Origin of the sequence: Paenibacillus sp. 1_12, from assembly GCF_900114475.1 — a bacterium.
GTDB lineage: Bacteria > Bacillota > Bacilli > Paenibacillales > NBRC-103111 > Paenibacillus_S.
The window spans coordinates 49820-74921 of the sequence record NZ_FOTE01000019.1 but is presented as its reverse complement, the minus strand read 5'-3'; the positions used below and the strand labels follow the sequence as shown (position 1 = coordinate 74921).

Genomic DNA, 25102 nt, shown 5'->3' with positions numbered 1-25102 from the left:
TTCTGACCCATTTTTTGCAATTCAGCAGCGATCCCACTCCAAAAACTGGAGTCCGCCCAGGATCCGTGGATAAGTACAAAGGTAAGAGGTGTATTTGAAAACATGGTTATTCTGCCTTTACAATCAGATAAATCAGCGTATGCCTATACCTGGCGAAACGTCCGTCAATAATGAATCTGGTTATCAACAAACGTTCCTATTTTAAACTATGAAGTATGAATAGTTGTTCTAAACGGAGCTTTTTTTAAAATGATTTCCAAAATGCTACAATGGAAAGGTAATATCCGTTCCAGAAAAAATTCAGGAAATGAGGCTGCCTGATGGAAAAAAGAGTATTGGGGAAATCAGGACTCGAGGTATCGGCTCTCGGTTTAGGTTGCATGGGAATGTCTGATTTCTACAGCGGACAAAATGACGAGGAGTCCATTCAAACGATTCAACGTGCGCTCGATTTAGGAGTAAACTTCTTGGATACTGCAGATATGTACGGCGTTGGGAGAAACGAGGAATTAGTAGGCAAAGCGATTCAAGCAAGACGAGACGAGGTTGTTCTTGCTACCAAGTTCGGTAATGTCAGAGGGCAGGACGGAAGCTTTCTGGGTGTAAAAGGAAGTGCAGGTTATGTGAAAGAAGCGTGTGAAGCCAGCCTGAGGCGTTTAGGTGTGGACCATATTGATCTATACTATCAGCATCGTGTGGATCCAAACACACCGATAGAAGAAACCATTGGAGCTATGGCTGAACTGGTCAAAGAAGGCAAGGTGCGCTTTCTCGGTATGTCGGAAGCTTCCCCGCAAACAATTCGACGAGCTTACGCTGTCCATCCGATTACTGCTCTCCAGACGGAATACTCGTTGTGGAGTCGTGATGTCGAAGATGAGATCTTGCCTGTTTGCCGCGAGCTGGGCATCGGATTTGTACCATACAGCCCGTTAGGTAGAGGGTTTTTGACGGGCCAAATTCAACGCTTTGAAGATTTGGCGGAGGACGATTATAGACGACATTCTCCAAGATTTCAAGGGGAGAACTTTATGAAAAATATCGAGTTGGTTCATCGGATTGAAGAAATTGCCCAAGAAAAAGGCTGCAAGCCTTCCCAGCTAGCCTTGGCATGGCTGCTTGAGCAAGGAGAAGATATTGTACCCATTCCTGGAACGAAAAAAAGAACCTATCTCGAAGAAAATGTAGGTTCCTTGCAGGTACAGCTGACGAGTCAGGATTTGGCAAGGATAGCAGAATTGGCACCAAAAGGGATCGCGGCGGGCGAACGTTATGCGGAAGCTTCGATGAAAAGCTTGAATTTGTAATTTTCCTGCCGATTGCCAAAAATGCACAGCTGTGCGGTCATGGGCGATTGTTTCGGACTTGGCAGAGCAGCCCTGGCGGCAGAGTGAGGAACTTACGGGTATGAAGTTCAATTTTTAACGAATGTATGTTGAAGATAGCTGACATGGCTGAAGCTTGGGGATTCCAGGCCCAGCCCTTTTGGCGTTGGTGAAGGATCATCTTGCATTCCGGCTCTGTCTACACAGCACTATATATGATAAAATAAAGGATAAAGCAATAAGCTGGCACTGATGTCGGACAGGAAGGAATTTTACATGAAGCATCTGCCATTACGTGTACATTTGACGAGAGCTTTTACGATAATAGCCTTGATTCCGATACTGATTCTGGGCAGTATTCAGATCTTTCAGATCAATCAAATAAAAGACGATTATAAGCGTACGCAAATGCATACGACACAACGGCTTGCCGATGCTGTGGAAGCCTATATTTATTACCGCAAAAATGCCATTGAGACATTGGGTGCGACGATCAGCGCCTCCCGTACTTCTTTTCGTGATCGTGCTGGAATTACACCCAAACTCCAATCGCTTCAAGCAAGCCTTCCCGGTTTGATCAATGTGGTCGCTGCGGATCGTAGCGGCATCATCACTGCCTCATTTCCGGAAACCAATCCAACCGGTGAGCCGCTTGTAGGAACAAGCCTTAGTCAGAACAGCTATTATAGTGAGATGCTCAAAGCCCAGTCCACGACGATTTCGTCCTTATTCCGCGGACTGCAAAGTGCAGGGACACCGGGTGTTGTCATAGCTACTCCTATCTTTAGCGAAGATCGTCAATATGACGGGTTTGTAGCGGCTGCTCTCGATTTAAAACAGCTGGAACAGCTGGTAACCAAATATGACTATGGGAAAAATACGTATCCTGTCGTGCTGGACCGCCTGAATCAAGCTATTTACCATCCTGATCAACAAGTGATGGCTACAATGAAAAATTTAAGCACAGAAGCAGTCGTTCAGGCTGCAGAGGAGAGCCCAGAGGGACTCGGCAGGTTCATGTCGTCCTTGCTACAGCAAGAGGAGCTTATCACTTATACAACGATCAGTGGGCTTGGCTGGAAGGTATGGGTCGGCCGATCTTATCAAACTGTGAATGAGGCGTTGTTTAACTCTCTGTTATTAACCTTTACGCTGCTGCTGCTTGCGATTGGCTTGACAATCGCACTTGGCTTCTTTCTCGCCAAAAGGCTTAATAATACCATTCATCTGCTCGTAGGTTACACGCAAAAGCTGGCTGACGGCAGCTACAAGGAAAGGCCTGAAAAAACGGCAATGCGTGGAGTACCTTATGAGCTGAACGTATTGGCTAACCGATTTTTCGAAATGGCTCAGCAGGTGAATGAAAATCAAAAAGCACTACTCGGACTCAATGCGGAGCTTGAGCATCGGGTTGAGGACCGCACTCAAAGCCTTTCCCGCAAAAATAAAGAACTGGAAATCGTCAATACACTGATTACACCTATGAATCCTTCACAGGAAACACCAGAGCTTATAGAAGGCAGCATCGATCAGCTGCGCTTACTGTTGAATGCGGACGTTCGGCTTGACCCTTCATATGAGGGTGATACGCGACAGCTGGGAATTTTTAGCAGAAAGAGGATCGTAGCTGATGGAGGCGCGCAAATCCGTGCAGCTATAGACTCGCCGGCCTATATAGTTCCAGTACGTTCAGGAACAATCGAGCTTGCCCACTTAAATGTTTCACAGGGGAAAGAGAATGGTAACGTGTCGGAGCAGGATCGCAATTTTCTTCATACCTTTGCTAACTCAGTCGCCGTTATGCTGCAAAATGATCTTTTGCTCAAAAGTGTTCAGCATGAGCATGCCACCCTGCAGGCTGTTCTGGAGAGTATGACGGATGCGATTGTGCTGATCGATATGCAAAAGCAGGTCGTATATGGGAATCGCCAAATGAGCGAAATGTTCGGGATTCCGATTCCGGAATTGCTGCAAATGAGTGAAGAGGCGATGTTCGAGACTGTAAGGCTGCGAAGCCCTGAATCTCGGGAAGTATTCACGTCTTTAATTTCACAGGAGGTTCCTGCCGTTAAATTCAAGCTCACTGCAACTACCGGCAAAGAACGGTTTATGATCGTGACCTCTTTTCTTGTACTTAGTCAGGACCATGTTTATGGCCGAGGTTATGTGTGGCGTGACATCACAAAGGAGCATGAGGTTGATTCATTGAAAAATGATTTAATTTCATTGGCATCTCATGAATTTAAAACACCGATAACCGGAATCAAAGGAAGCGTAGAAACGCTGCTCCGTGTCGATGCCGACTGGGATGAAAGCTTTAAACAGGAGCTGCTTGAAGGTATTCATGAGGATATTGGGCGCATTCAGCAATTGATTGAGGATTGGCTGGACATTTCCAAGATTGAAGCTGGAGCGATGAGAGTTAATCGTGAGCCTACCCGTATTCAATCTATTATCAGGAACGCAATCAAACGATTACCGAGTGCGGACGAGCATTGGATGGAGATGGATGCTTCCTTGGAGGGCAGCCTGCCCCTTATTTATGCGGATAAGGATCGGCTGGAACAAGTATTTGTCAATTTGTTTACGAATGCCATTCGTTATAATGACAGACAACCCTTCGTTCGGGTTACCGCAGAGAGCGATAATAGTTATGTGTATATTCGAGTCATAGATAATGGTACTGGGATACATGCCGACCATCTGGAGCACATTTTTGACCGCTTCTATCGGGTGGATCTGTCATCGAGCCGCCGTACAAGTGGAACGGGACTTGGTCTTGCCATATGCAAAGGGATTATGGATTCACATGGAGGCCAGCTTCATGTAGAAAGTACAGAAGGTGAAGGCAGCACGTTTATCGTTTCGATTCCCCAATATAATCCGAAAGTAGATGATGTGGTTTGAAGAAACAAAAAATCCTCATCGTGGATGATGAGGCCAAAATATTGCGTTTTATTTCCGCTAATCTGAAATCATTGGGTTATGAAACGGTGACTTGTCTGAGCGGTCTAGAGGCAATGGATAAGATAGACGAGATGGATCCCGACCTGATCCTTCTCGATATTATGATGCCGGGGATGGATGGTCTGGAAGTATTGCGCAGATTGCGCAGCTATTCGGACGTTCCCGTCATCATGCTGACTGCCCGCAGCAATTCGGATGATAAGGTCCAGGGATTAAATATCGGTGCGGACGATTATTTAACAAAACCTTTTTCATTGGATGAGCTGTTCGCCCGAGTGAATGCCGTGCTGCGCCGCACGGATGGAAGAACCTTGCAGACAACAAGCGCCAGTGAGATGAAACACGGCTCCATTACCGTTAATATGGCGCAGCGACGCATTAGACTGATGGAAACTGAGGTCAAGCTGACGAATACCGAATATAAATTGTTCGTGCTGCTGCTACAAAATGTGAATAAAGTAATGACGCATGAGCAGCTGTTAAGTGACGTATGGGGCAGTGAATATCGCGATGATGTCGAGTATTTACGGGTTACCATCGCCCGTATTCGCCAGAAATTAAAGCATGCCAATCCTGGAACTAATTTGATAGTGAATTATCCTGGAGTGGGTTACATGATTCCTGCGGAAAAAGAAACCACTCAGCCAACGCACTAGCAGTCCAGTGTAAAAGACCCGCTGCGCGGCCAAATAAATGAAAAGTTTCTACTATAACGAAAAAAGGAAGACACTGCACCCTCGTAAGGGGTAGTGTCTTCCTTTTTTGTATGATATGGACTGCTGCGAGATATTCTATTACTGTACGCTTTTCAAGGTAATGGAGTTCGAATCTGCCCAACCGTTCACAGCGGTAACGGTATAAGTGACACCAGATAGTAGCTTGTCGTTATTTTGGATATCAAAGACACCTACCGCTCCTTGGCGGGATGTAAACTTGTATTGTGCGGTTAGCTTGGTACCATCCGGTGCTGTTAGCGTCACACTGCGGCCAGCGAACAGCTCGTCCTGAGGGTCAGCGGTCAAAGTCACGTTGATACTCGTAGCAGATACGGCATCTGCTTTTTGTATCACCAGCGGGGCGATGCTCTTGGCTGTTAGTGTCTGACCACCAAAAGTCGACCATGGAGAAGATAAGGTATAAACCGAACCCGGTTTCAAAGTGACACCATTGGCCAGACGGAACTTCGGCTCCTGCTTGCCGTCTGTTGACTGGGTGAAAGGAACATAAGTTGCAGTCAAGCTGGCTCCTGCTGCGTCTGTCAGTGTAACCTGCTTAAGTCTCATGGACGGGATGACTGTAAGCTGTTTTCCATTATACGTATTGTTCTCATCTACTGCAAAATCCAGTCCGTTCCTTTTGCCGCTGTACAGCGCGATGATGTATTGGTAGTCAGTCACACCGTCTGCAAGGTAGGATTGAAGCTCGATGGTATCATTCGAAACCTGCTCTACCGCTTTAAATGGAATTTTGATGTCACTGCCGTTGAAAGCTCCTGATTTTTGTCCTTTATAGGATACTGTGTAGCTTGTACCTGCTTTTTGTGGTGAAGTGGGCACAATGTAGGTTGCTTTCGCGCCTGTTTTGAGCTGTGGAATGTTTTCAAGCATCAAACCATCCGAGAATGCGAAATTTTGCTTGGCTTTCTCCACATCTGTATTTTCGGCTGTCAGAGGAGCTGAGAATGTAATTTGGACAGCAACTGCATTCAGCACTTTAACCTGTGTGATTTGCGGGATCGCCGCTTGCTGTACGGCATAAAATAACTGTGCTGCTTCCGCACGGGTAGCTGCTTTCCCTGCGGTATAAGTAGTGCCGAATAAAGTCTGCACAGCAGACTTGTCCTGCTTCAATAAAGCGGCTGCGATTTCTACCAGCTGTTCATGTGTAACAGTTGCACTTGGCTGAAATCGATTATTATCGGCTTTCATGATGCCAGCATTCAACAAACCATTAATATAAACGAAAGACCAATCGGATTCATTCACGTCCTGTAAACTTTGCTTTTTGTCCGTATTCAAATTTACGTACATGGATAAGGCAGCGATCTTGGCCAGTTCACCTCTGGTTATGTTTTGATTAGGCTTGAACTCGGTATCGGAATATCCTGAAAGTACATTTTGTTTAGCCAGCTCTTGAATTGCGAATTTCGATGCTGCTGTTATTTCAATATCGTTAAATTTGTCTGCCGCAAGCACATGCAGTACATTCACGGGTGCTATGGCTGAAAAACCTACTGCTGTCGTTATTGTTAAGGCTGCTAACAAAGATTTCCGTTTTACCATTGTGATCAATCTCCCTTATGGTTATATTCAATTGCCTGACAATCTGTATGAGTGTCCTTAGGTATAGAATAGCCCATACGTCATTACAATCGAATAAAAAGCTACGGCCCCGCATAACAAAACCATAACAAAGCTGTTGTTGCATACGAAGGAGCAGGATGAGAATGAATGCAATTGTAGCAGCAATTACAAAAGCAAAAGGCAGAAAGTCCCTGTTTCATTTTACAAGGGCAAGCAATTTATTGGCTATTGCACATTTGGATATGCTATTATCCAGTACTACTATCCATCCCCATGACTCGGGTGAGCGCCGATTAGAAGCGCGGAACGTGAACTTTCATGAATATTCGATTACGATCAATGCGCATTTAAAGATTGTTGACAGCATGATGGATGCGGCAACCTCACAGGAGCAATTTCGTGCATGCCTGGACAGGCATGTATTTTTGTGGCCCACATTAAAGGATTGTCAAAAAATGATACAAACCTACGCGCGAAGAGAGCCGAATGAACGATTTGCCGTTCTGGAATTTGATGCGTACTCCTTATTGTTGGAGCATTATTCTGCTGTGAGGCTATCTAAATATGATTCGGGGAGTTCTCCGCGGTATCCAGCACACTGCTCGTATAAGAAAAGCCCAGATATGTTTTTACCTTTAGAATGCTTCAAAACCATCATCAGTAACACAGTACCTGCAAAAGCGTCCGAAATAAGAGAGGTACTTATAGAAGATCGGGTTATGGGCGTGTCCAAGCATTTGCGAACGGTTTACATCGATAATCGCGAAGATATGCCTGAATTCTGGCGGAGTTTGATGAAGCCCTTGGCGAATTTACAAGTCACAGTTTAAGATAAAGTTGATTTTATCAGTTTTCGAAATGAAGATGATAGGGTACTTCGTGGCTTGATGAAGGAGTATGTGATCATAGGCCTATCATATGTTTTAGTTTTTTAAATATTTGTTTATCTTCTACACCATTAAAACCCAAAGCGTTCCCTATGATTTTAGTATATTCATCGAAAGTAGTATTGATATTGCGCTTGCTTGAAAACCAATAATTTGAGCTGTACCCTGTTTGAGCAGCGCTGTATGTTAGTCTGATTCCTGAGCTAATGAAAACATTGCTAAAATTGAATTTAACTCTTCGCATATGATAATCTGAAGAAACGACTATAGCAGATTTTAAATGGTATTCATTCATCATATTTAGTGTGTATTGTGCATTCGTATATGTACTGTCTGCTTTTGTTTCCTTTAAGATGTTACTTGAAGGGACCCCAAGTTTAACCATGTATTCATATATGTTATCTTCATGAGCATTGGAAATAATGATAAGTGGTGCGTAGCCTTCATTAAACAAAGATATGGCTGCTTGAGGACGTTCTATGCCTCCTCCAGTTAATACAATAATGGCATCAGACTTAATTGGTTTATCATTAACAATTAAAAATTGCCCTAATAATAACAGCAAAATGAATACCCCCATCACGAATGATGCTAATATTAGCTTCCTACTTCTTTTCATGTTTTTGATCTCCTATAAGATAGGTTCTTTATTAAGAATATTATCTCATTGTAGATATATGAATACAACTTTAGGGAGAAATGCTTAAGCGTCCATCCATATATCTACGGCTATTTGCAGACGGATTCTTACCCCTATCGGGCCAATACAATTTTGTGAATCAATCCATAAGTCTGTTGTGAATTTCTCGAAAAGAAGCAGCGGTTCTCAGATTTCCGTGGATCTCATAATATTCGGATAGTCGTTCAGCCCAATACTGCATACGATTTGCAATATTATGCTTTAATCTTACTGACCATTCGTCTGAAAAACCCATCAAGTAATGATTATCATAAATGACAACAAAGTAACGAAATAATGCAGTTTCAAGATGAACTCTATTTTCTTCAAAACTTTCATTCATTAGGATTCGGTAAAGGTCGTAAATGTCAGAATTACAAGTAGCATGAATACTTATATATTCGCGATCAGATGTAACAACATCAGGATAATTATATTCAGCAAATAAACTTTTTAAATAATTCAAACTTACACGCAACTGGTTTTGCGCATTCACCAAATTTTTATCTGGCCAAAAATCCTCAAGCAATTGTTCCCGTGATACCTTACGATAAAAGGTTAAGTATAACAATAAATTTTTGGCAAGTCGTTTATTCCATCCTTTTTCAATTTTGGATTCATTGATATGTAAGGAGAATTCCCCTAACAAATTAAATGTAATGCTTGGAATATCATTTGAAAATAGAGAATTGGTGAACTTCTCCTTCATTTTTCGGTGAATTTGCTGCAGTTCGTCATGCGGTTCAAATAAAACCGTCGTCGGATTTTGTGATTTAATTAAAAATCGTTGAATATACCTCAAGGTCTCCTGCGGTTTGTCAATAAATACCATATTTGAAGCATCAAGAATGTTAATATACTCGGAATTTTCGATAAATCCACTTGCTACCATAGAGATATAAGGAGTAAACAAAGAATCTTTTTCACCAGACATCACCTGTGTTGGAATCTTGAGATTTTTGAGTTCAGAGATCCAGTCTGTTTCTGAGACCAAATGACACAAGTGAAAATGCATATCCAAAGCACAGATTTCTAATCCGCGATGTATGATTTTCCATGCTTGCTTGGTTTCATCTTGCAAAATTATTTTAGGTATCAAATGTTCAATTAGCTTTTCTTTACCGAATTCATTGACCAAATTCTTTCTAAAAGCTATATATTTACGGATTTCTACAATTGGAAAAAAACAAGGGGTAGAAATCATACAAATCGTTGTGACGAATTCTGGATACCTATTGGCGAATAGTATTGCTAGATTACCTCCCACATCGTGTCCGATCAGATGGAAAGCTTGTATCCCTAAGGACTCCGTTAATAATTTTAAATCCTCGCATAATTCCTCCCACGAAGGGAGACTAGCTTTTAAAGGACTCTTTCCATATCCCGGAAAATCATACATAAGAATATCGTAATGTTCTAGAAGTTCGTCTTTGATTGTATACCAACTTTTTGAATCCAAACCGTTTCCATGTAATAAAATTAGCGTTTCTTTTGTTTCCTTAATCGAATGAAAATAGTCAAAATGAATGGTTGTATGGTTTCTATCGATGTTGAAAATTTGATTCATGTGAAGCCCTCTCTAGCCGCTAAGTTTCTCTACTGAAGTTTGAGTGCCATTTGTTTAATCAAACAATTTTGAAATAATGAGAAAAACGTATATTTTTTAACAAAATGCGACTTTTGTAATGGTATTGTAATGGTACTTTTAGCATACTGGATTTATCATAAAATGTATAGATTTGTCGATTTTAAATAATAATGCGAAAGGATTTTTAAAAATGAGGTATAGCAGACAAACTGATATGGAAGGTTTATTTAAAATAATTAAACTTCTTGTAGACTCAAAGCGAGCAGGGACTTGGAAACTTTCACATAGTTGTTTAGTGCTAGGATTAATCCTAGTCATTACTGGATTCATTGGTTTCTGTACAAATATGTTTATTAGAAATAATCATGGACCTCTTTTTTTGTGTATATTGATGTTTGGCTGTTTGTTAACCATAGTGTTTTCTATAATTGTCCGCTTTCAGTCCATGTCATCCCATTCCCGAAGTGCAGAAGAAGCAGGGAAAAAGGGAGAGCAGCATATTGCTCATCAACTTGCTTTTCTAGGTGACGACTACAAAGTGTTTAACCATGTATTCGTTAATATTAAAGGTGAGCAACAAGAAATCGATCATATTGTAGTTGGACCTAATGGCATCTTTCATATTGAATCAAAAGCATACTCAGGTAATCTAACCTTTACCTCTACAGGGCTGAGTAAGGATGGTCAATCTATCGAAGACCCAACTGGGCAAGTATACCGTCATCAATTCATCATGGAGTCCATATTGAAAAACAGTGGATTAAATTGTGATGTTGCGGGAGTCATCTGCTTCTCTAACCCGAACAGTACATTAAATGGGTGTAGCCCAGCATTTATAACTTGTAAAGTAGATCGATTAATTCATTTGATTAAGGTGGATCAATCCAAAACATTATTGGATTCGTCATCCATCAAACAAATAGCAGATTGCATTGAAAGAAGTATAGTAAACGATAATACAAAGATGAAGTAGTCAGAAAGACCTCTCTTGTAAATCAATTCTTATAGAAACTTCTGCGATAGATCGCAGGAGTTTTTTTGTATGGAGTCAAGTCAATAGTAGTTATTCAAATGCTTCCAAATTATAGTATAATTATATTGTAATTCATATCTGGCTTTTATTGAAATATTATCGATGAATGAGGTTTTCATGACAACTTTGAAGAAAGAAATGAAGCTAAGCCATGTAATTTACTTATTATTGTTCATCTTCTTGTTGGTTGCGGTACGCTGGAGTTGGCATGATCAACTGTCGTTACCCAATCCGCCTACTGTGAAGCATGGTGTGTTGGATTTACGAGGCATAGAACTTAAACAATCAAGCACCATCCCCATGGACGGCGAGTGGCAGTTTTATCCTGGACAATGGATCGGTGCTTCAAATAAGAACAACGCTGCACCTGGACAGTTGCTGCAGGTTCCAGGCAATTGGAATGCTGCGTTTGATCCTGTAAACAATGAGGCATATGGATATGGAACCTACTATGTGCGCATTTTGCTGGATCGGCCATTGTCCGAACCACTTAGTATGTGGTTTCAATCGATCTATACAGCTTCTGAAGTGGAGATCAATGGGGATGTGCTTGCCAAATTTGGTGTACTTGCTGAAGAGAAGGAGGGACATGTTTCAGAAACCAAGTCAGTTCTGATCACCTATGCGCAGACAGGTCACAACGAGCTGGAGCTGTTCGTTCGGGTAGGGAATTATGAATCACCGATGAAAGGAGGCATTGTTCGATCTGTACAGTTTGGCACGCAGGAAGAGGTCAATCGGAAATACTTGTATTCTATTGGTTTGCAGCTTAGCGTATGTGTGATTCTATTGCTGCATGCGATATATGCACTGATTATTTATTTGATGGATGTACGAAAAACAGAGTTTATCGTGTTTTTTCTGATGATGGTGGCATCGGCCATGACGATCGCAGTCTATCACAATGGGCTTTTATTCCTGTGGATTGACGCCGATTTTGCATGGACATTAAAGTTAAAAGCTTTTGCATACATATGGTTCTCCTTTTTTCTCTTGCTGATGGGAAGAGTGCTGATTGGTACTAAACACAAAGGCGTGTTGTTTTATAGTTACTTCCTCTTGCTTATCTCCTATACTCTTTTTATTGCAGTTGGACCGAAAGAGATGGCGCTTTATTCAATAGATAAAGAGTTATACATGATTCTGTATTACGTTCCATTGCTCTGGGCTGCATACTATTTTATCAAAATGATATTAAATAAGGCAGTAGGCGCGTTGTACCTGTTATTTTCCGTGGTATGTATTATCAATAATATTTTGTGGGGAACGGTGTATTACGCTGGAGCGGCGCAGTTCATGTTTTATCCTATAGATCTGATTGCTGCCATTGCAAGTTTCTCCGCTTATTGGTTTAAAAGGTATTTCCATAATTCAAATGAAATCGAGCTGCTCAATACTCAATTAGCAGAGGCTAACAAATTAAAGGATCGTTTTCTGGCAAATACATCGCATGAGCTGCGCACGCCGCTGCATGGCATTATGAACATTGCTCAGAGTGTGCTGACCCGAAAGAAGCATATCCTGGATGAACAGAGTCAAGCTGACATGGAACTGCTTATTATGGTCAGTCGCCGGATGTCGCTCATGCTAAATGATTTACTTGATGTCGTGAGATTGCAGGATAAACGGATTACGGTCCATATGACAGCGGTACAAGTGCAGTCTTTGGCTGCAGGTGTACTGGATATGTTGCGCTTTTTGACCGATGGTACCAAGGTTGAGCTGCGCATGAACATAAAGAAGGATGTACCTTTCATACTTGCAGATGAAGAGCGATTGGTACAGATTCTGATTAATTTAGTACATAACGCGATTAAATTTACAGAAGAAGGCACCGTTGAACTGGTTGCAGAACAAGGCAACGGGCATGTATGGATACATGTAAGGGATACCGGATCGGGTATGGATGAGGCCATGCAAAAGCGTGTTTTTAAGCGATATGAGCAAGGGGCTTTTGGCCAAGGCGGCATTGGATTGGGACTAAGTATTTGCAAGGATCTTGTCGAATTGCACGGTAGTGAGTTAATGGTGCAGTCGCAACCGGGACAAGGCAGTATGTTCAGCTTCAAATTACCCATGGTGGATGAGAAGCTGCAGGTATCCATTCCTGTTTGTACAGAAAAAGAATTGGACTCACTGGCGTATATCAGGACGCAGATCACAGCAGCAGAATCAGCTGCCATGGTGGCAGCTAGTTACGATCTAAAAGAAGCCGATCATATATCGATACCTTCAACAGGTTCCGATCAGATTCGGGTGCTGGCGGTTGATGATGATCCCGTCAACCTAAAGGTGCTGATTCATATTTTGTCGACCGAAGCTTATTATATAGAAACCGCGAATTCAGCACGAGAAGCGCTGGACAAACTGCAACATGAGCAGTGGGATCTGATCATCGCTGACGTCATGATGCCGGGTATGTCGGGGTACGAATTGACGCGATTAATCCGCGAGCGATTTACGTTGTTTGAACTGCCTATTATTCTGTTGACTGCTCGTGCTGAGCCTGAAGACATTTATGCAGGTTTTCTGGCAGGAGCAAACGATTATGTCACCAAGCCTGTAGATGCACTGGAACTGAAGTATCGCGCCTCGTCGCTCTCGACACTGAAGCAAGCGGTCAATGATCGTTTGCGTATGGAGGCTGCTTATTTGCAAGCGCAGATCCACCCGCATTTTCTCTTTAATACATTGAATTCGATTCTGGCTCTTAGCGACATTGATAATGAAAAAATGAGAGAACTTGCAGAAGCATTCACTTCATACCTGCACATCAGCTTTGACTTTTTAACCGCGGGCCACATGGTGCCGCTGTCGCGGGAGCTTGAACTGGTGGAAAACTACTTATATATTGAGCAGCAGCGGTTTGAGGAGCGGCTGCAGGTAGAATGGGAAGTGAACGTGGATATGGAAGTACTAATTCCTCCACTTACCATTCAGCCGCTTGTGGAGAATGCGGTTCGACATGGCATACTCAGTCTGTCGCAGGGAGGAACACTGCGCATTCGGATTGAGAGACAAGCAGATGCCGTTCATTTTATGGTGGCAGATACGGGAATGGGCATGGATGATGAACAGCTTAGCAAGTTGTTAATTCCAGCAGGTAGAGAAAATCGTGGTATCGGGCTGTTTAATACGCATAGTCGATTGACACGATTATACGGGAAAGGCCTGCATATTCAAAGTAAGCCTGGTAAGGGAACAACGGTATCTTTCACCATTCCTGACTCCACACTGCATTGAGTGTTCCAACAGCTAGGACAGAAGGAATGAATAATAGGTACCAGTGAAGTTGTAACAAAACTGATAAAGGGATACGTCATCATTCAGTTTAAGGATGATGACCTGAATTTTCTCATCGTAAATATTAATCATTATCATGATGAGACTATTCATCGCCTAAGTCTACTTGAAGTCCAGAGAATGATACGATGAACCATGGAGTAACTAGCCGAAATTAAAGTAGGGATTGAGAACAAAAGCGATGTTTCTGCTTAACAGGGAATATCGCTTTTTCTACATATCCATTTTTCTGAAAACGAACAATTTAACCGAATCGAAAAGAGCAGGTTACTACAACGATGATTTTTGGAATCGTTTTTTTCTGAATTCTGAAGGGGTACAATCGTTATACCGCTTGAAAATACGGATGAACTGGGTGACATTCGGGAAGCCAGATTGAACGCCGATGTCTGCCATGCTAAGCGATTCAGTAAGCAACAGATGCTCGGATTTTTTAATTCGCCTTAAATGAAGATAGTCGATAAAGGACATGCCGATACACTTTTGAAAGTATTTAATAAAATAATGATACTCTAAATGCACGAGATGAAGCACATCGTGAATCCGAATAGGATTCTCGTAGTGAGATTCAACATAGTCCAAAACCGGCTTGAGGCGCTGCCAATCTGCAGGAGATATGGGAGTAGATGAGGGGGCGTGGCGAATGAATTGGGAAAGCAACTGCTTAAAGGCTCCACTTATCGCCAGTTCGTACCCTGGTTCCATTCGGCTTGCTTCCTGGTAGACGTGGATTAATAAATTGAACATGGATTCCTTGACGGATTTGTTCATAGATAGAACCCCATTTACTCGATCTAACGGTTCTGACAGCTCCAATAAGATTGGCGAGTAGTCCTTGGTGTACTGATCTAATTGAGCTATGATATCTAATTGAAGTACGATTTGTTTGACGGGGTTATGCCTTTTGGTACGGTGCAACCGGGATGATCCGATAATTAATAGGTCTTGATCTTGCAAATCATATACAGTATCGACAGTTTCTACTTGCATCGAGCCTTCCAACAACAAAAGGATTTCTACTTCTTTATGATAATGCCAAGTGTTCCAAGAAGATGAAGATAAGGGATCCAACGTAATGTTCCATATTTTATAGCGAAGCAGCGGATGATGATAATTGACGTGTTCATTTTTTGCGTTTTCCTCCACTTTTGTTCCTCCCTCAGTTTTCCATTAGAGACTGTTTGTCAGTACCCCACCCTACCGTTTTATAACGAAATGCCTGTTAGTGCTGTATAAAGGACAGTATTGTATGATTAAGCGACAGTTCTGTGACTATATGGAAATTTACGATAAGATTATAATCTTAGTAGTAACGGCTGGTATCTAGACAAACTATTTAGTAAGCGCTACCAAAACAATTCTAGCACAACGACCATGATATCACAAAGGAGGTACAATATCAGACGAAGAGTGTAAACCATGAATACATCTTAAAATGTGTTCCCCAAAAGTCAGCTTTTCAGTACAGATAAGGATAGCCAATTTTGAAAGGAGTTTTGTTCATGGTAAGTTGTAAAAGGCGTCCCATTTCATTTGTGAAAGCACTATCTATCTGTTTATGTACGACTGCTGTATTCACATTCTGGCTTTCTCCGACACCAATTGTGCAGGCTGCAGCTCAGGATAACAATGTGATGTGGAGTGGTTTGTTTCATGACCAAGGACCAATTTATGACAATAATCTGGAGCCCACAAGTACACAAAGTGTAACTTTGAAGTTCCGTACATACACCAATGACATAACAACGGCAAATATTCGTTATTTCGATTCGGCAGACAGCGCATATCATTGGGTCGCAATGTCGAAAGTGGGCAACGATGCCACGGGTAATTACGAATTTTGGCAGGGAACTGTACCAGCCAGCAGCTCGACCAAACATTATCATTTTCAGATCAATGATGGATCCAAAACCGTGTGGTACGACGCAAAGGGACCATCAGATACGGAGTCAACCACGCGGGATTTCTATATTATCCCCAACTTCAAGACCCCTGATTGGATGAAAAATGGTGTTATGTATCAAATTTTCCCCGATCGCTTCTATAACGGAAATACGTCCAATGATGTTCAGACAGGTACTAACCAATATAATGGTAATCTTGCTCAGAAGAAGACATGGGGGAGCAGTGTTTTAGCGGATGCTCCGTATAACAACAATCTTGTGTTTTTCGGCGGGGATTTAGACGGAATCAATCAAAAGCTAAGTTATATCAAACAAACGCTTGGTGCAAACATCGTTTATATGAACCCGATCTTCCAAGCTCCAACTAATCATAAATACGATACAGAGGACTACTATACCGTAGACCCGGCCTTAGGAACGAATTCTCTCCTGCAAACGCTCATTTCGAATATTCATAGTTCAACAAACGGTCCGAAAGGGTATGTTGTACTGGATGGTGTTTTCAATCATACGGGCGATACGAATCAATGGTTTGACAAGTATAACAAATGGCCTACGCTTGGAGCCTATGAGTCACAATCGAGCACTTGGTCCAATTATTATAATTTCCAGACCTGGCCCAATACGTTCTCAACTTTCCTCACATCATCTCGATTACCGAAATTGAATTTTGGAGCGACAGGTTCTGCAGTGCGCAATGCTTTATATAACAATAGCACTTCGGTTGCAAAAACCTATTTGGGGGCACCTTACAATATCGATGGATGGCGGTTGGATGCTCCCCAATATGCCGATAAGGATGGAGGTAATGGGAACAACGCCACCAATCACACGATTTGGAAGGAATTTCGTATTGCGGCAAAATCCATAAATCCCAATGCTAATATCTTGGGTGAATTCTGGGGAGATGCATCATCTTGGACTTCGGCGGGCGATCAGTGGGACGGAGCGACGAATTTTGATGGATTTACACAACCCGTATCAGAATGGATTACCGGCAAAGATTACAGCAATAATACAGCATCGATTCCAACCTCCCAATTCGACAGTTGGCTGCAAGGAACAAGAGCCAATTATCCGACCAACGTTCAGCAGGTGATGAGCAACCATTTGGGTAATCATGACATTACGCGATTCGGAACGAGGGCGGGGGGAGATATATGGAAAACCTACCTTGCACTGTTTTTCCAAATGACGTACGTTGGAACTCCCACAATCTATTACGGAGATGAGTATGGCATGCAGGGCGGAGCGGATCCTGACAACCGCCGTACATTTGACTGGACACAAGGCACGACTTCAAACAGCGCGGTTTCCTTAACACAACAATTAATCGGTATTCGTAATCAATATCCCGCTTTAAGGACGGGTTCATTTATGACATTAATCGCGGATGATTCGACTAAAATCTATTCCTATGGGCGATTTGACAATTCGAACCGAATTGCCGTTGTTTTAAACAATGATACGGCTCGCAAATCAGTTACGGTTCCGGTGTCTAAGCTGAGTGTGGTGGACGGGAGTACAATGACAGATAAAATTACAGGAACTGCATATACGGTTCAAAATGGTTCCGTGACCGTTTCTGTGAATGGACATTACGGTGCCATCCTGGTGCAATAAGCTGGACTTCCAACGGGCAGTCGAAACCTGTCACTTCAATGCTGCCCTCTTGTTGAGTTTATTATTTCGATCTATTTTCATAACATTTTACTGTAATTATCAGATTTCGTATTTCTGAATAAGAAGTGCATAATTCATACATTAGGGTAAATTTTTAATTTCGAATGACAGTTTTGTACAATTATTCACCAGTTCTGTGTCTAGAAAACACCTTCACTAAGACTTAAAATTATAGATGCAGGTGGATAGGTTAAATGAAAAGAATATCAAGTTTTGAAGTATGACCATATCCGTGTGAGGTGATCTTTTTGTAAATGTAAGCGATTTCGCAACGTCGCATATAGGGTAAGAAAATTTAATGAAATGATAAATTTAAGGGGGTAAACGGATTGACTAAACACAGAATACGTAAGGCAAGTACATTGACAGTAACCGGAGTACTAATGGCATCATTAATTGGTTGTTCTTCATCTGATAAAGTGGGTTCTTCTCCAGATGCTTCAACAAAACCTATGGATCTAAGTGTTATGTTTTACACATCTTCCAATATGCAATTTACCCATGACGATAACGAAGCGATTAAATTTTTGGAAAAAAAGTTTAATGTGCATCTTAATCTGATGGATGTACCGATTGGTGATTATACGACAAAACAGAACGTCGTCATAGCATCAGGAGATTTACCAGATGTTATGGTTTGGAATTCGTTTCCCGACGCAGGGCTGAGTAATTATATAAAACAGGGTGCTTTTATGCAATTGGAGAAGTACATCGAAAGCGCACCTACTTTAAAGCAGTTCCCCCAGAAGCTTTGGGACAATTTAAAGGTGGATGGTCACTCTTACCTAATTCCAAGGCCAAGACCGATTGTTCGGACAGGTGTAGTGATTCGCAAGGATTGGTTGGATAAGCTTAATCTGCCAATACCCAAAACGATAGATGATTTTGCCAAAGTAGCAATTGCGTTTGCTAAAAATGATCCTGATGGTGACGGCAAGGCGAATACTTATGGTATTGCCACGGGTAGTAACTTGGAAAATTTGAACCCGATCTTCCTTGCTTTAGGCGCGGGTAACGGCTGGCTAAAACAAGCTGATGGAACATTAATCAACTCGAATATTACTCCGGGAATGAAGCAAACTCTCCAACTGCTGCGGGATTTGTATGCTCAAGGTGCTCTTAGTAAGGATATAGCCGTACAACAAGGAATGGTCAGAAAAGAATTGCAAAGTGGAAAAGCAGGTATGGTGGTTGAAAGCTATATCGTTGACTATGCTCAGGACATCACTGCCCTTAAAAAGGTTGACCCTAAGGCTGAACTGATTTTTATTGACCCCCCTGTTGGTCCGTCAGGAATCAGCGGCTTTAACGGTACGACGGGAAATGCAGGTGGATGGCTGATACCAGCTAAAGTCAAGCCTGAAAAGGCTAAAAAAATTATGGAGATTTTGGACTGGGAAGCAAGTCCTGATGGTGCTCACTTCGGTAAATTTGGTGTCGATGGCATCCATAATACAAAAAATGCGGATGGTACTTTTACCATAAATGATAAGTATAAGCAGGATAACTTAAAGGAGCTTATTATGGTATCTCCTTACGATATTTACAGTTACGTTGATGGAGGAGCCCCTCAAGAGATCCAAAAAATTCAACGTGATGCTCTCGATATGATTAAAGATAAAGGTATTTTTAGTCCAGTACCTTCTTATTTATCACCAACAACGATAGAAAAAGGAGCAGATTTGAATAAATTGAAATTGGAATACTATTTCAAAATTGTAACTGGTGAATTACCGATTAGTGCCTTTGACGAGTTTGTTGTTAAATGGAATGCCGGAGGCGGAGATCAAATGACCAAAGATACGAATGAGTACTATAAAGCTCAGGGCAGTAAATAAACTGGAGATGATATCCTTTGGATTACTCTTGCTGCAGTTTTGCAGCAAGAGTCATTTGTATAGGATGACCCCCAGGATTATAGGGAGGAAAAATCTATGATCGCTGAGAAAACAAAATCTTTAAGAAAAAAAAGATTTGCTTCGATATATCAGGATTGGGATTTATATGTGTTAGCAGTTCCAGGTATTTTGTATTTCATTATTTTCAAATACATTCCTATGTGGGGAATTCTATTATCTTTTCAAGATTATAGTCCCTTTCTCGGCTTTTCAGGCAGCGAATGGGTAGGATTGAAGCATTTTAACAACCTGTTTCATTATGAGCATTTTTGGAGGTTGATGAAGAATACGTTGTTAATTAGTTTTTATCAACTTGTATTTTTCTTTCCTGTACCGATAATTTTCGCTCTCTTACTGAATGAAATACGCAAGCTGTTTTTTAAAAGGATAGTACAGACAGTCATATATCTCCCTCACTTCATTTCGTGGGTTGTCATTGCTTCGATGACTTATGTGTTGTTGTCTGGCGGGGGTGTGGTCAATCACTTGATACAAGAAGCAGGTGGACAAACTGTAAATTTCTTATCCGCGCCTGATATGTTCAGAACATTGATTGTATCCCAGGATATTTGGAAAGAAGCTGGTTGGGGAACGATTATTTACTTAGCTGCATTGGCAGGTGTGGACCCTATGTTATATGAGGCTGCGGTTGTTGATGGTGCCAACCGATGGCAGCAACTGCGGCATATCACACTGCCTACAATACGCAGTACGATTATTATCTTGTTTCTCCTGCGTCTTGGCCACATCCTTGATGTCGGTTTTGAACAAATTTTCTTAATGTTGAACAATTTGGTTCTTAATGTAGGAGATGTTTTTGAAACCTTCGTTTATAGCAAGGGATTAATCGGGGGACAATTCAGCTTTGCGACAGCCACTGGATTGTTCAAATCAGTCATCAGTTTGATCATACTTGCTGTCGCTAACTGGCTGACAAAGAAATTCGGCGAAGAAGGGATTTATTAAAATGAATAAAGGGGAGAGGAGGATGATCCGCCATGATTCATAATAAGGGTTTAGGTAGTCGTATTTTTGACGGGTTTAATTATATTTTTTTAATGGTTGTAACCTTATTGACCTTTATTCCATTTTACTATGTACTAGTTGCTTCACTATCACCTGTCAAACAAGTACTGACTTCGAATATCATACTTTGGCCGGATGAGTTTACTCTTGACGCCTATCATATGATCATGTCCAATCCATCATTCGTCAGAGCGCTTCTGTTTACCTTATATATTACTGTAACGGGCACTTTAACAAATATGCTGTTTACTACGAGCTTAGCGTATACATTATCAAAAAAACGATTTCGTGGACGTAGAGTCATATTGATATTGGTTATATTTTCTATGTTATTTAGTGGCGGGATGATCCCAACATTTTTGGTAGTTAAAGGGCTGGGGATGCTTAATACAATCTGGGCGCTACTCATTCCAGGTGCCATCAGTGCGTTCAATCTTATTATTTTAAAAAACTTTTTCTTGAGCATTCCGGAATCTCTTGAAGAATCGGCTCGGATTGACGGCTGCAGCAACTTTGGGGTGCTTTTCCGGATTGTCCTGCCTTTATCACTGCCTGCACTAGCAACGTTTACCATGTTTTATGCAGTTGGGAATTGGAACCAATTTTTCGCCCCAATTATATATGAGAACAATTCAAAATTCTGGACACTGCAAGTGGTTTTAAGACAGCTAGTAATCGTGGGCGATACCACAGGATATGGTCAAACGGTGGATGATTTTAATAAAGCCGCTTTCCCCGAAACCTTAAAGTATGCCGCTATCATTGTTGCCACTGTACCGATTCTTTTAATATATCCTTTTCTACAGAAGTACTTTACTAAAGGGGTATTGTTAGGTTCGATAAAAGAATAAGGAAACTAAAAGAAAGCTTGCCGTGATCATCAGAGGAGGAAAGTGTATGTTAAGAATAGGCTTGATGGGATGCGGAGTTGTAGCAAATTACGGACATATCCCCTCAATTAATAATTCGTCAAAAATTGAACTGGTTGCAATTTATGAACCTGATTCTACTCGAAAAGAAGAGCTTGAGAAGAAACACAATGTTCAAGTATTTACAGATGTAGAACCTTTTTTTCGTTCAGGTTTTGACGCGGTGGTCATTACATCTCCAGCTCCCTTTCATTATCAAAATGTAGTCGATGCCGCACGTTACGGAAAACATGTTCTATGTGAGAAGCCGTTGGCAATGGATGACAAAGAAGCAGCCGAAATGATTGCTATGATGGATGAAGCGGGCTTGATGTTGTTTACTGCATTTGATTATCGATTCAGTCCAGTTGCTCAAAGGATCAAAAGTATCGTGGAAAATAAGACCATAGGTGAAGTTCGCTCCCTGAGGTTAAGCTATGTTTGGAATAATCACGGTAAGTATTTGAATAATAACGAAATCCCACCTCAATTAAATTTGCGAAGGGTAGAAAGAATGTTTGAAGGCGGACCTATGGTTGACTGTGGTGTTCACCAAATTGATCTTGCCAGGTGGTGGCTTAATTCTGATGTGCATATTCAACACTCTGAAGGAGCATGGGTAGATGAGTACGAAGCTCCAGACCATATGTATCTTCATCTGACTCATTCCAATGATGTCCATACGATGCTAGAAATCAGCTATTCCTATTGCTTTACGGCAAAGGAACCCGTTTCACATTTTATTTATGAACTCATTGGAACAGAAGGTGTTATTCGATATGATCGTGAATCTAAACTATTTGAGATGCGTACTTCAACGGGCACAACCCATTTTCCTTTTGCTAGAGAGAAGAATTTTCCCGGAATGTACGATGCTTTTGCTGAATCACTTGAAACCGGTCAAATTGGGGAAATGCCTACCGGTTTAGACGGACTCATTGCAACTCGGATTGCCCGAACAGCAACAAATGAACTTATACAGAGGTATGGCAAGTTTCAAAAGGTTTAGTAAACTCTCGATTATAATAATGGTGTCCAAATAGATTAATAGCGGAGGAAGGAACTTTTCCTCCGCACATTAGGATCTGAATAACAACGCAACCCTATTGGTTCGATATGAGAATAGGGCACGCGGTGTTTATTCGTGTTTCCTTGTAAATATCTTTATTTCCTTTACTACTATATGAATAAGGTTTTCAAATTGTTAGGTGTAGATTATAGTAGATTATATTGGATGAGGTTTTTTTATCCCCACATGAGATGAAGCAGCTTATACAGTTCACACAGGAGGCATTATGAAATTCAATTGGCGCAGCCGTCTGCTGCTTTCTTATCTCCCTATTTTTTTTGTCGTGGTCATCATTCTAATTACTGTATTCTTTATGTCCATGAGTGAATTTTCCAAGCAGGAGGCTAAGAAAGCGAACGAAATTTATGTAAAGCGCATTCTTGAAACCATTGACTCCTCACTAATTTCTATTGACCAAACGATTACCAAAGAAGTGATGTCCAATAATAAATACGCTCACTTCTTCAGAAATGAAGATTCCTCCAACAAATACTATTCCAGTTTTGAGGCTTCGATCGAATTGTTTGATCTGTTGCGGTATGTCCCGCTAATTGATTCGGTTTATTTGTACCGAAGTTCCGATCAAGTCGTGCTCACCGACAAATCCTCCTCATCGTTCGATGAGTTTGGGGATCGGGAATTTTTATTGCGGGGAATAGAGAACGGTATCCCGAGGCGGTACACTGATTTGAGAATGTACCAAGAGAATATTGAAAATAAACAGGGTAGGCCTGTAATCACTATCGTCAAAAAGATGGTCCCACCATTCGGAAACGAAGGTTATATCGTAGTAAACATTCGGTTAGATTCACTTAAACAGCTTGTTCAACCGATGCTTAATTCGAAAATAAGCCATATCGATGTATTTGATAAGCACGGTTCCTTTTTGTTCGGCGACAGCCAGTGGGTAGCAGATGCAACTGTTCAAGCGCGACCTTCAGCGATTACGAAGGTAACATCCGAATATACGGGCTGGGAAGTTGACAGCAATTTTGCCGATATGCAACTGTTCGGAGTGTTTTCGGTATTAAGCTATGTGTGGATGAGCATCGGAATCTTTAGCTTATTAGCAGGTGGTATTTGGATATTTTATATTACTCGCCAAAATTACAAGCCTATTGAAACGATTATGGCTCACATTTACCAATATTCGCAAAACCGCAGTAACGCTTTCGCGGGGAAAGCGGATAGTGATGAGTTCAAGTTCATCGAAGTTGGTATTCACAATTTGATCGAGCAATCGATCCGCTACGAGAAACAATATGAAGAGAATCAAGCCTATCGAAGCAAACATTTCTTCCAGGAATTGCTCGATGGCAACCTGACGGTTAACCCTTCCAGATGGGCGGATGAACTTCTGTATAAGGGATTCGGAGAGGACTTCGAAAGCTATGCGGTTATCGTTGTGGAAATCGATACATATACAAAGTTTATTAGCACCTACAATGTGAAGGATCAAAACCTTCTGAAGTTTGCCGTAAGCAGCGTCCTGAAGGAGATTTGCCAGAACCATGGGGTAACCATATGGAGTGAATGGATAGATACACATCATTTGGCGGTGATATTTCCCATCGCAGTTGGTATGGACGGCGATGGTCTGATACATGTAGTTGGGGATGAAACGATCCGATGGGTATCTGCCAATCTGCCGTTTACAGTTACGATTGGTATTGGCTCCATTACGGAGCATCTTGAAGGAGTTTCAGTTTGTTACGACGATGCAATGGAGGCATTACAATACAAGTTGACGCTCGGGAACAACCGATTGTTGGATCATTCTCAGATCGTTAGACAACCTATCCACAAAGATATGTTTAAAAGTCTCCAAAGCATCCGTTCCATCACCCAATCGTTTCGGCTTGGTGACGAGAATTGGAAGGAAGAATATGCAAAGATTTTTAAGGAAATTCAGTCGAGGTCCACTCCCAAGGATGAATTAATTAGCATGATGAACTATATGGTTTATCAGATGTACCGTGAATCGGTTGAATTGTCCGAAGAGCTGCAGCAGGTGTGGGAGCAGAAGATGCCCGAATTGAATGCAATATTAGACCATTTCGAAACATTGAAGGAATTGGATTTACGCTTTTATGACGTATTAAACAGGGCAGCCGAAGATATGCGGCGCATACGGGAAGGCAAAACCCATTATCAGTTAATAGGTGAAATGAAGGCGTATATCGAAACGCATTTTGCTGATACTGACCTTAGCCTATCGTCACTCAGCGACCGGTTTGAATTACATCCCAACTATTTGAGCCGATTATTCAAAGAAGAATTTGGTGAGAAGTTCATTGATTATTTAACCACGATACGCATAGAGCGGGCCAAGAAACTTCTATTGGAAACTAGCCTTTCTATCCAGGATGTAGCCGCTCAGGTTGGCTATTCGTTACCGGTATCTTTCATTCGCGTCTTTAAAAAGCATGTAGGGAGCACCCCAGGAGATTACAGAAAGGGCACGCTGCCTTGATTTTGCTAAATTGTATATTCCGTAACAAAATGAATACTGACTGTTTTTCAAAGCTC

Annotated in this window: 16 protein-coding genes; 12 read left to right on the top strand and 4 right to left on the bottom strand. The window is 41.6% G+C overall.

Annotation, left to right across the window (positions count from 1 at the left end; genetic code table 11):
- Positions 1–320: 320 nt before the first annotated feature.
- The 3 genes from BM210_RS27875 (at position 321) to BM210_RS27865 (ending at position 4948) form a co-directional block, all read left to right on the top strand.
- The gene (locus tag BM210_RS27875; protein WP_091175615.1) at positions 321–1307 is read left to right on the top strand and encodes an aldo/keto reductase; all 987 of its coding nucleotides are present in this window, start codon (positions 321–323) and stop codon (positions 1305–1307) included.
- A gap of 294 nt (positions 1308–1601) precedes the next feature.
- Entirely contained in the window at positions 1602–4232 is a 2631-nt protein-coding gene (locus tag BM210_RS27870; protein ID WP_177238041.1) for a sensor histidine kinase, read from the top strand.
- Entirely contained in the window at positions 4229–4948 is a 720-nt protein-coding gene (locus tag BM210_RS27865; RefSeq protein ID WP_091175612.1) for a response regulator transcription factor, read from the top strand. The genes BM210_RS27870 and BM210_RS27865 overlap by 4 nt, the downstream gene beginning before the upstream one ends.
- A 138-nt stretch (positions 4949–5086) precedes the next feature.
- On the opposite strand, the gene BM210_RS27860 is transcribed toward BM210_RS27865, so the two are convergent.
- Positions 5087–6574: an S-layer homology domain-containing protein gene (locus BM210_RS27860; RefSeq protein ID WP_091175610.1), complete on the bottom strand. Its 1488-nt coding sequence runs from the start codon at positions 6572–6574 to the stop codon at positions 5087–5089.
- A gap of 164 nt (positions 6575–6738) precedes the next feature.
- On the opposite strand from BM210_RS27860, the gene BM210_RS27855 reads away from it, so the two are divergent.
- Positions 6739–7425, top strand: coding sequence for a DUF7002 family protein (locus tag BM210_RS27855; protein WP_091175608.1), 687 nt, complete (start codon positions 6739–6741; stop codon positions 7423–7425).
- A gap of 73 nt (positions 7426–7498) precedes the next feature.
- On the opposite strand, the gene BM210_RS27850 is transcribed toward BM210_RS27855, so the two are convergent.
- Together BM210_RS27850 and BM210_RS27845 are read right to left on the bottom strand one after the other, a co-directional pair.
- Entirely contained in the window at positions 7499–8101 is a 603-nt protein-coding gene (locus tag BM210_RS27850) for a YdcF family protein (RefSeq protein ID WP_091175607.1), read from the bottom strand.
- A gap of 160 nt (positions 8102–8261) precedes the next feature.
- On the bottom strand, positions 8262–9728 hold the full coding sequence (locus BM210_RS27845) for an alpha/beta hydrolase (RefSeq protein WP_091175605.1): 1467 nt from the start codon (positions 9726–9728) through the stop codon (positions 8262–8264).
- Between the two features lie 235 nt (positions 9729–9963).
- Here BM210_RS27845 and BM210_RS27840 point away from each other — a divergent pair, with 235 nt between their 5' ends.
- Together BM210_RS27840 and BM210_RS27835 are read left to right on the top strand one after the other, a co-directional pair.
- Complete coding sequence (locus tag BM210_RS27840; protein ID WP_177238040.1) at positions 9964–10722, top strand: nuclease-related domain-containing protein; 759 nt, start codon at positions 9964–9966, stop codon at positions 10720–10722.
- Between the two features lie 177 nt (positions 10723–10899).
- Positions 10900–14025 carry a hybrid sensor histidine kinase/response regulator gene (locus BM210_RS27835; RefSeq protein WP_091175602.1) on the top strand — a complete coding sequence of 1042 codons (3126 nt, stop codon included), beginning with the start codon at positions 10900–10902 and terminating at the stop codon, positions 14023–14025.
- Positions 14026–14355: 330 nt separating this feature from the next.
- Here BM210_RS27835 and BM210_RS27830 read toward each other — a convergent pair whose 3' ends face one another.
- Entirely contained in the window at positions 14356–15231 is an 876-nt protein-coding gene (locus BM210_RS27830) for an AraC family transcriptional regulator (RefSeq protein ID WP_091175600.1), read from the bottom strand.
- Positions 15232–15587: 356 nt separating this feature from the next.
- On the opposite strand from BM210_RS27830, the gene BM210_RS27825 reads away from it, so the two are divergent.
- The 6 genes from BM210_RS27825 (at position 15588) to BM210_RS27800 (ending at position 25046) form a co-directional block, all read left to right on the top strand.
- The gene (locus BM210_RS27825) at positions 15588–17612 is read left to right on the top strand and encodes a glycoside hydrolase family 13 protein (RefSeq protein ID WP_091175598.1); all 2025 of its coding nucleotides are present in this window, start codon (positions 15588–15590) and stop codon (positions 17610–17612) included.
- Positions 17613–18055: 443 nt separating this feature from the next.
- Entirely contained in the window at positions 18056–19510 is a 1455-nt protein-coding gene (locus BM210_RS27820) for an extracellular solute-binding protein (RefSeq protein ID WP_091175596.1), read from the top strand.
- Positions 19511–19606: 96 nt separating this feature from the next.
- Complete coding sequence (locus tag BM210_RS27815; RefSeq protein WP_091175594.1) at positions 19607–20536, top strand: ABC transporter permease; 930 nt, start codon at positions 19607–19609, stop codon at positions 20534–20536.
- 32 nt (positions 20537–20568) lie between these two features.
- The gene (locus tag BM210_RS27810) at positions 20569–21447 is read left to right on the top strand and encodes a carbohydrate ABC transporter permease (RefSeq protein WP_091175593.1); all 879 of its coding nucleotides are present in this window, start codon (positions 20569–20571) and stop codon (positions 21445–21447) included.
- A gap of 46 nt (positions 21448–21493) precedes the next feature.
- Entirely contained in the window at positions 21494–22513 is a 1020-nt protein-coding gene (locus BM210_RS27805; RefSeq protein WP_091175591.1) for a Gfo/Idh/MocA family protein, read from the top strand.
- 286 nt (positions 22514–22799) lie between these two features.
- Positions 22800–25046 (top strand): helix-turn-helix domain-containing protein, encoded by a 2247-nt coding sequence (locus BM210_RS27800; protein WP_091175590.1) that lies wholly within the window; start codon positions 22800–22802, stop codon positions 25044–25046.
- Positions 25047–25102: the final 56 nt, after the last annotated feature.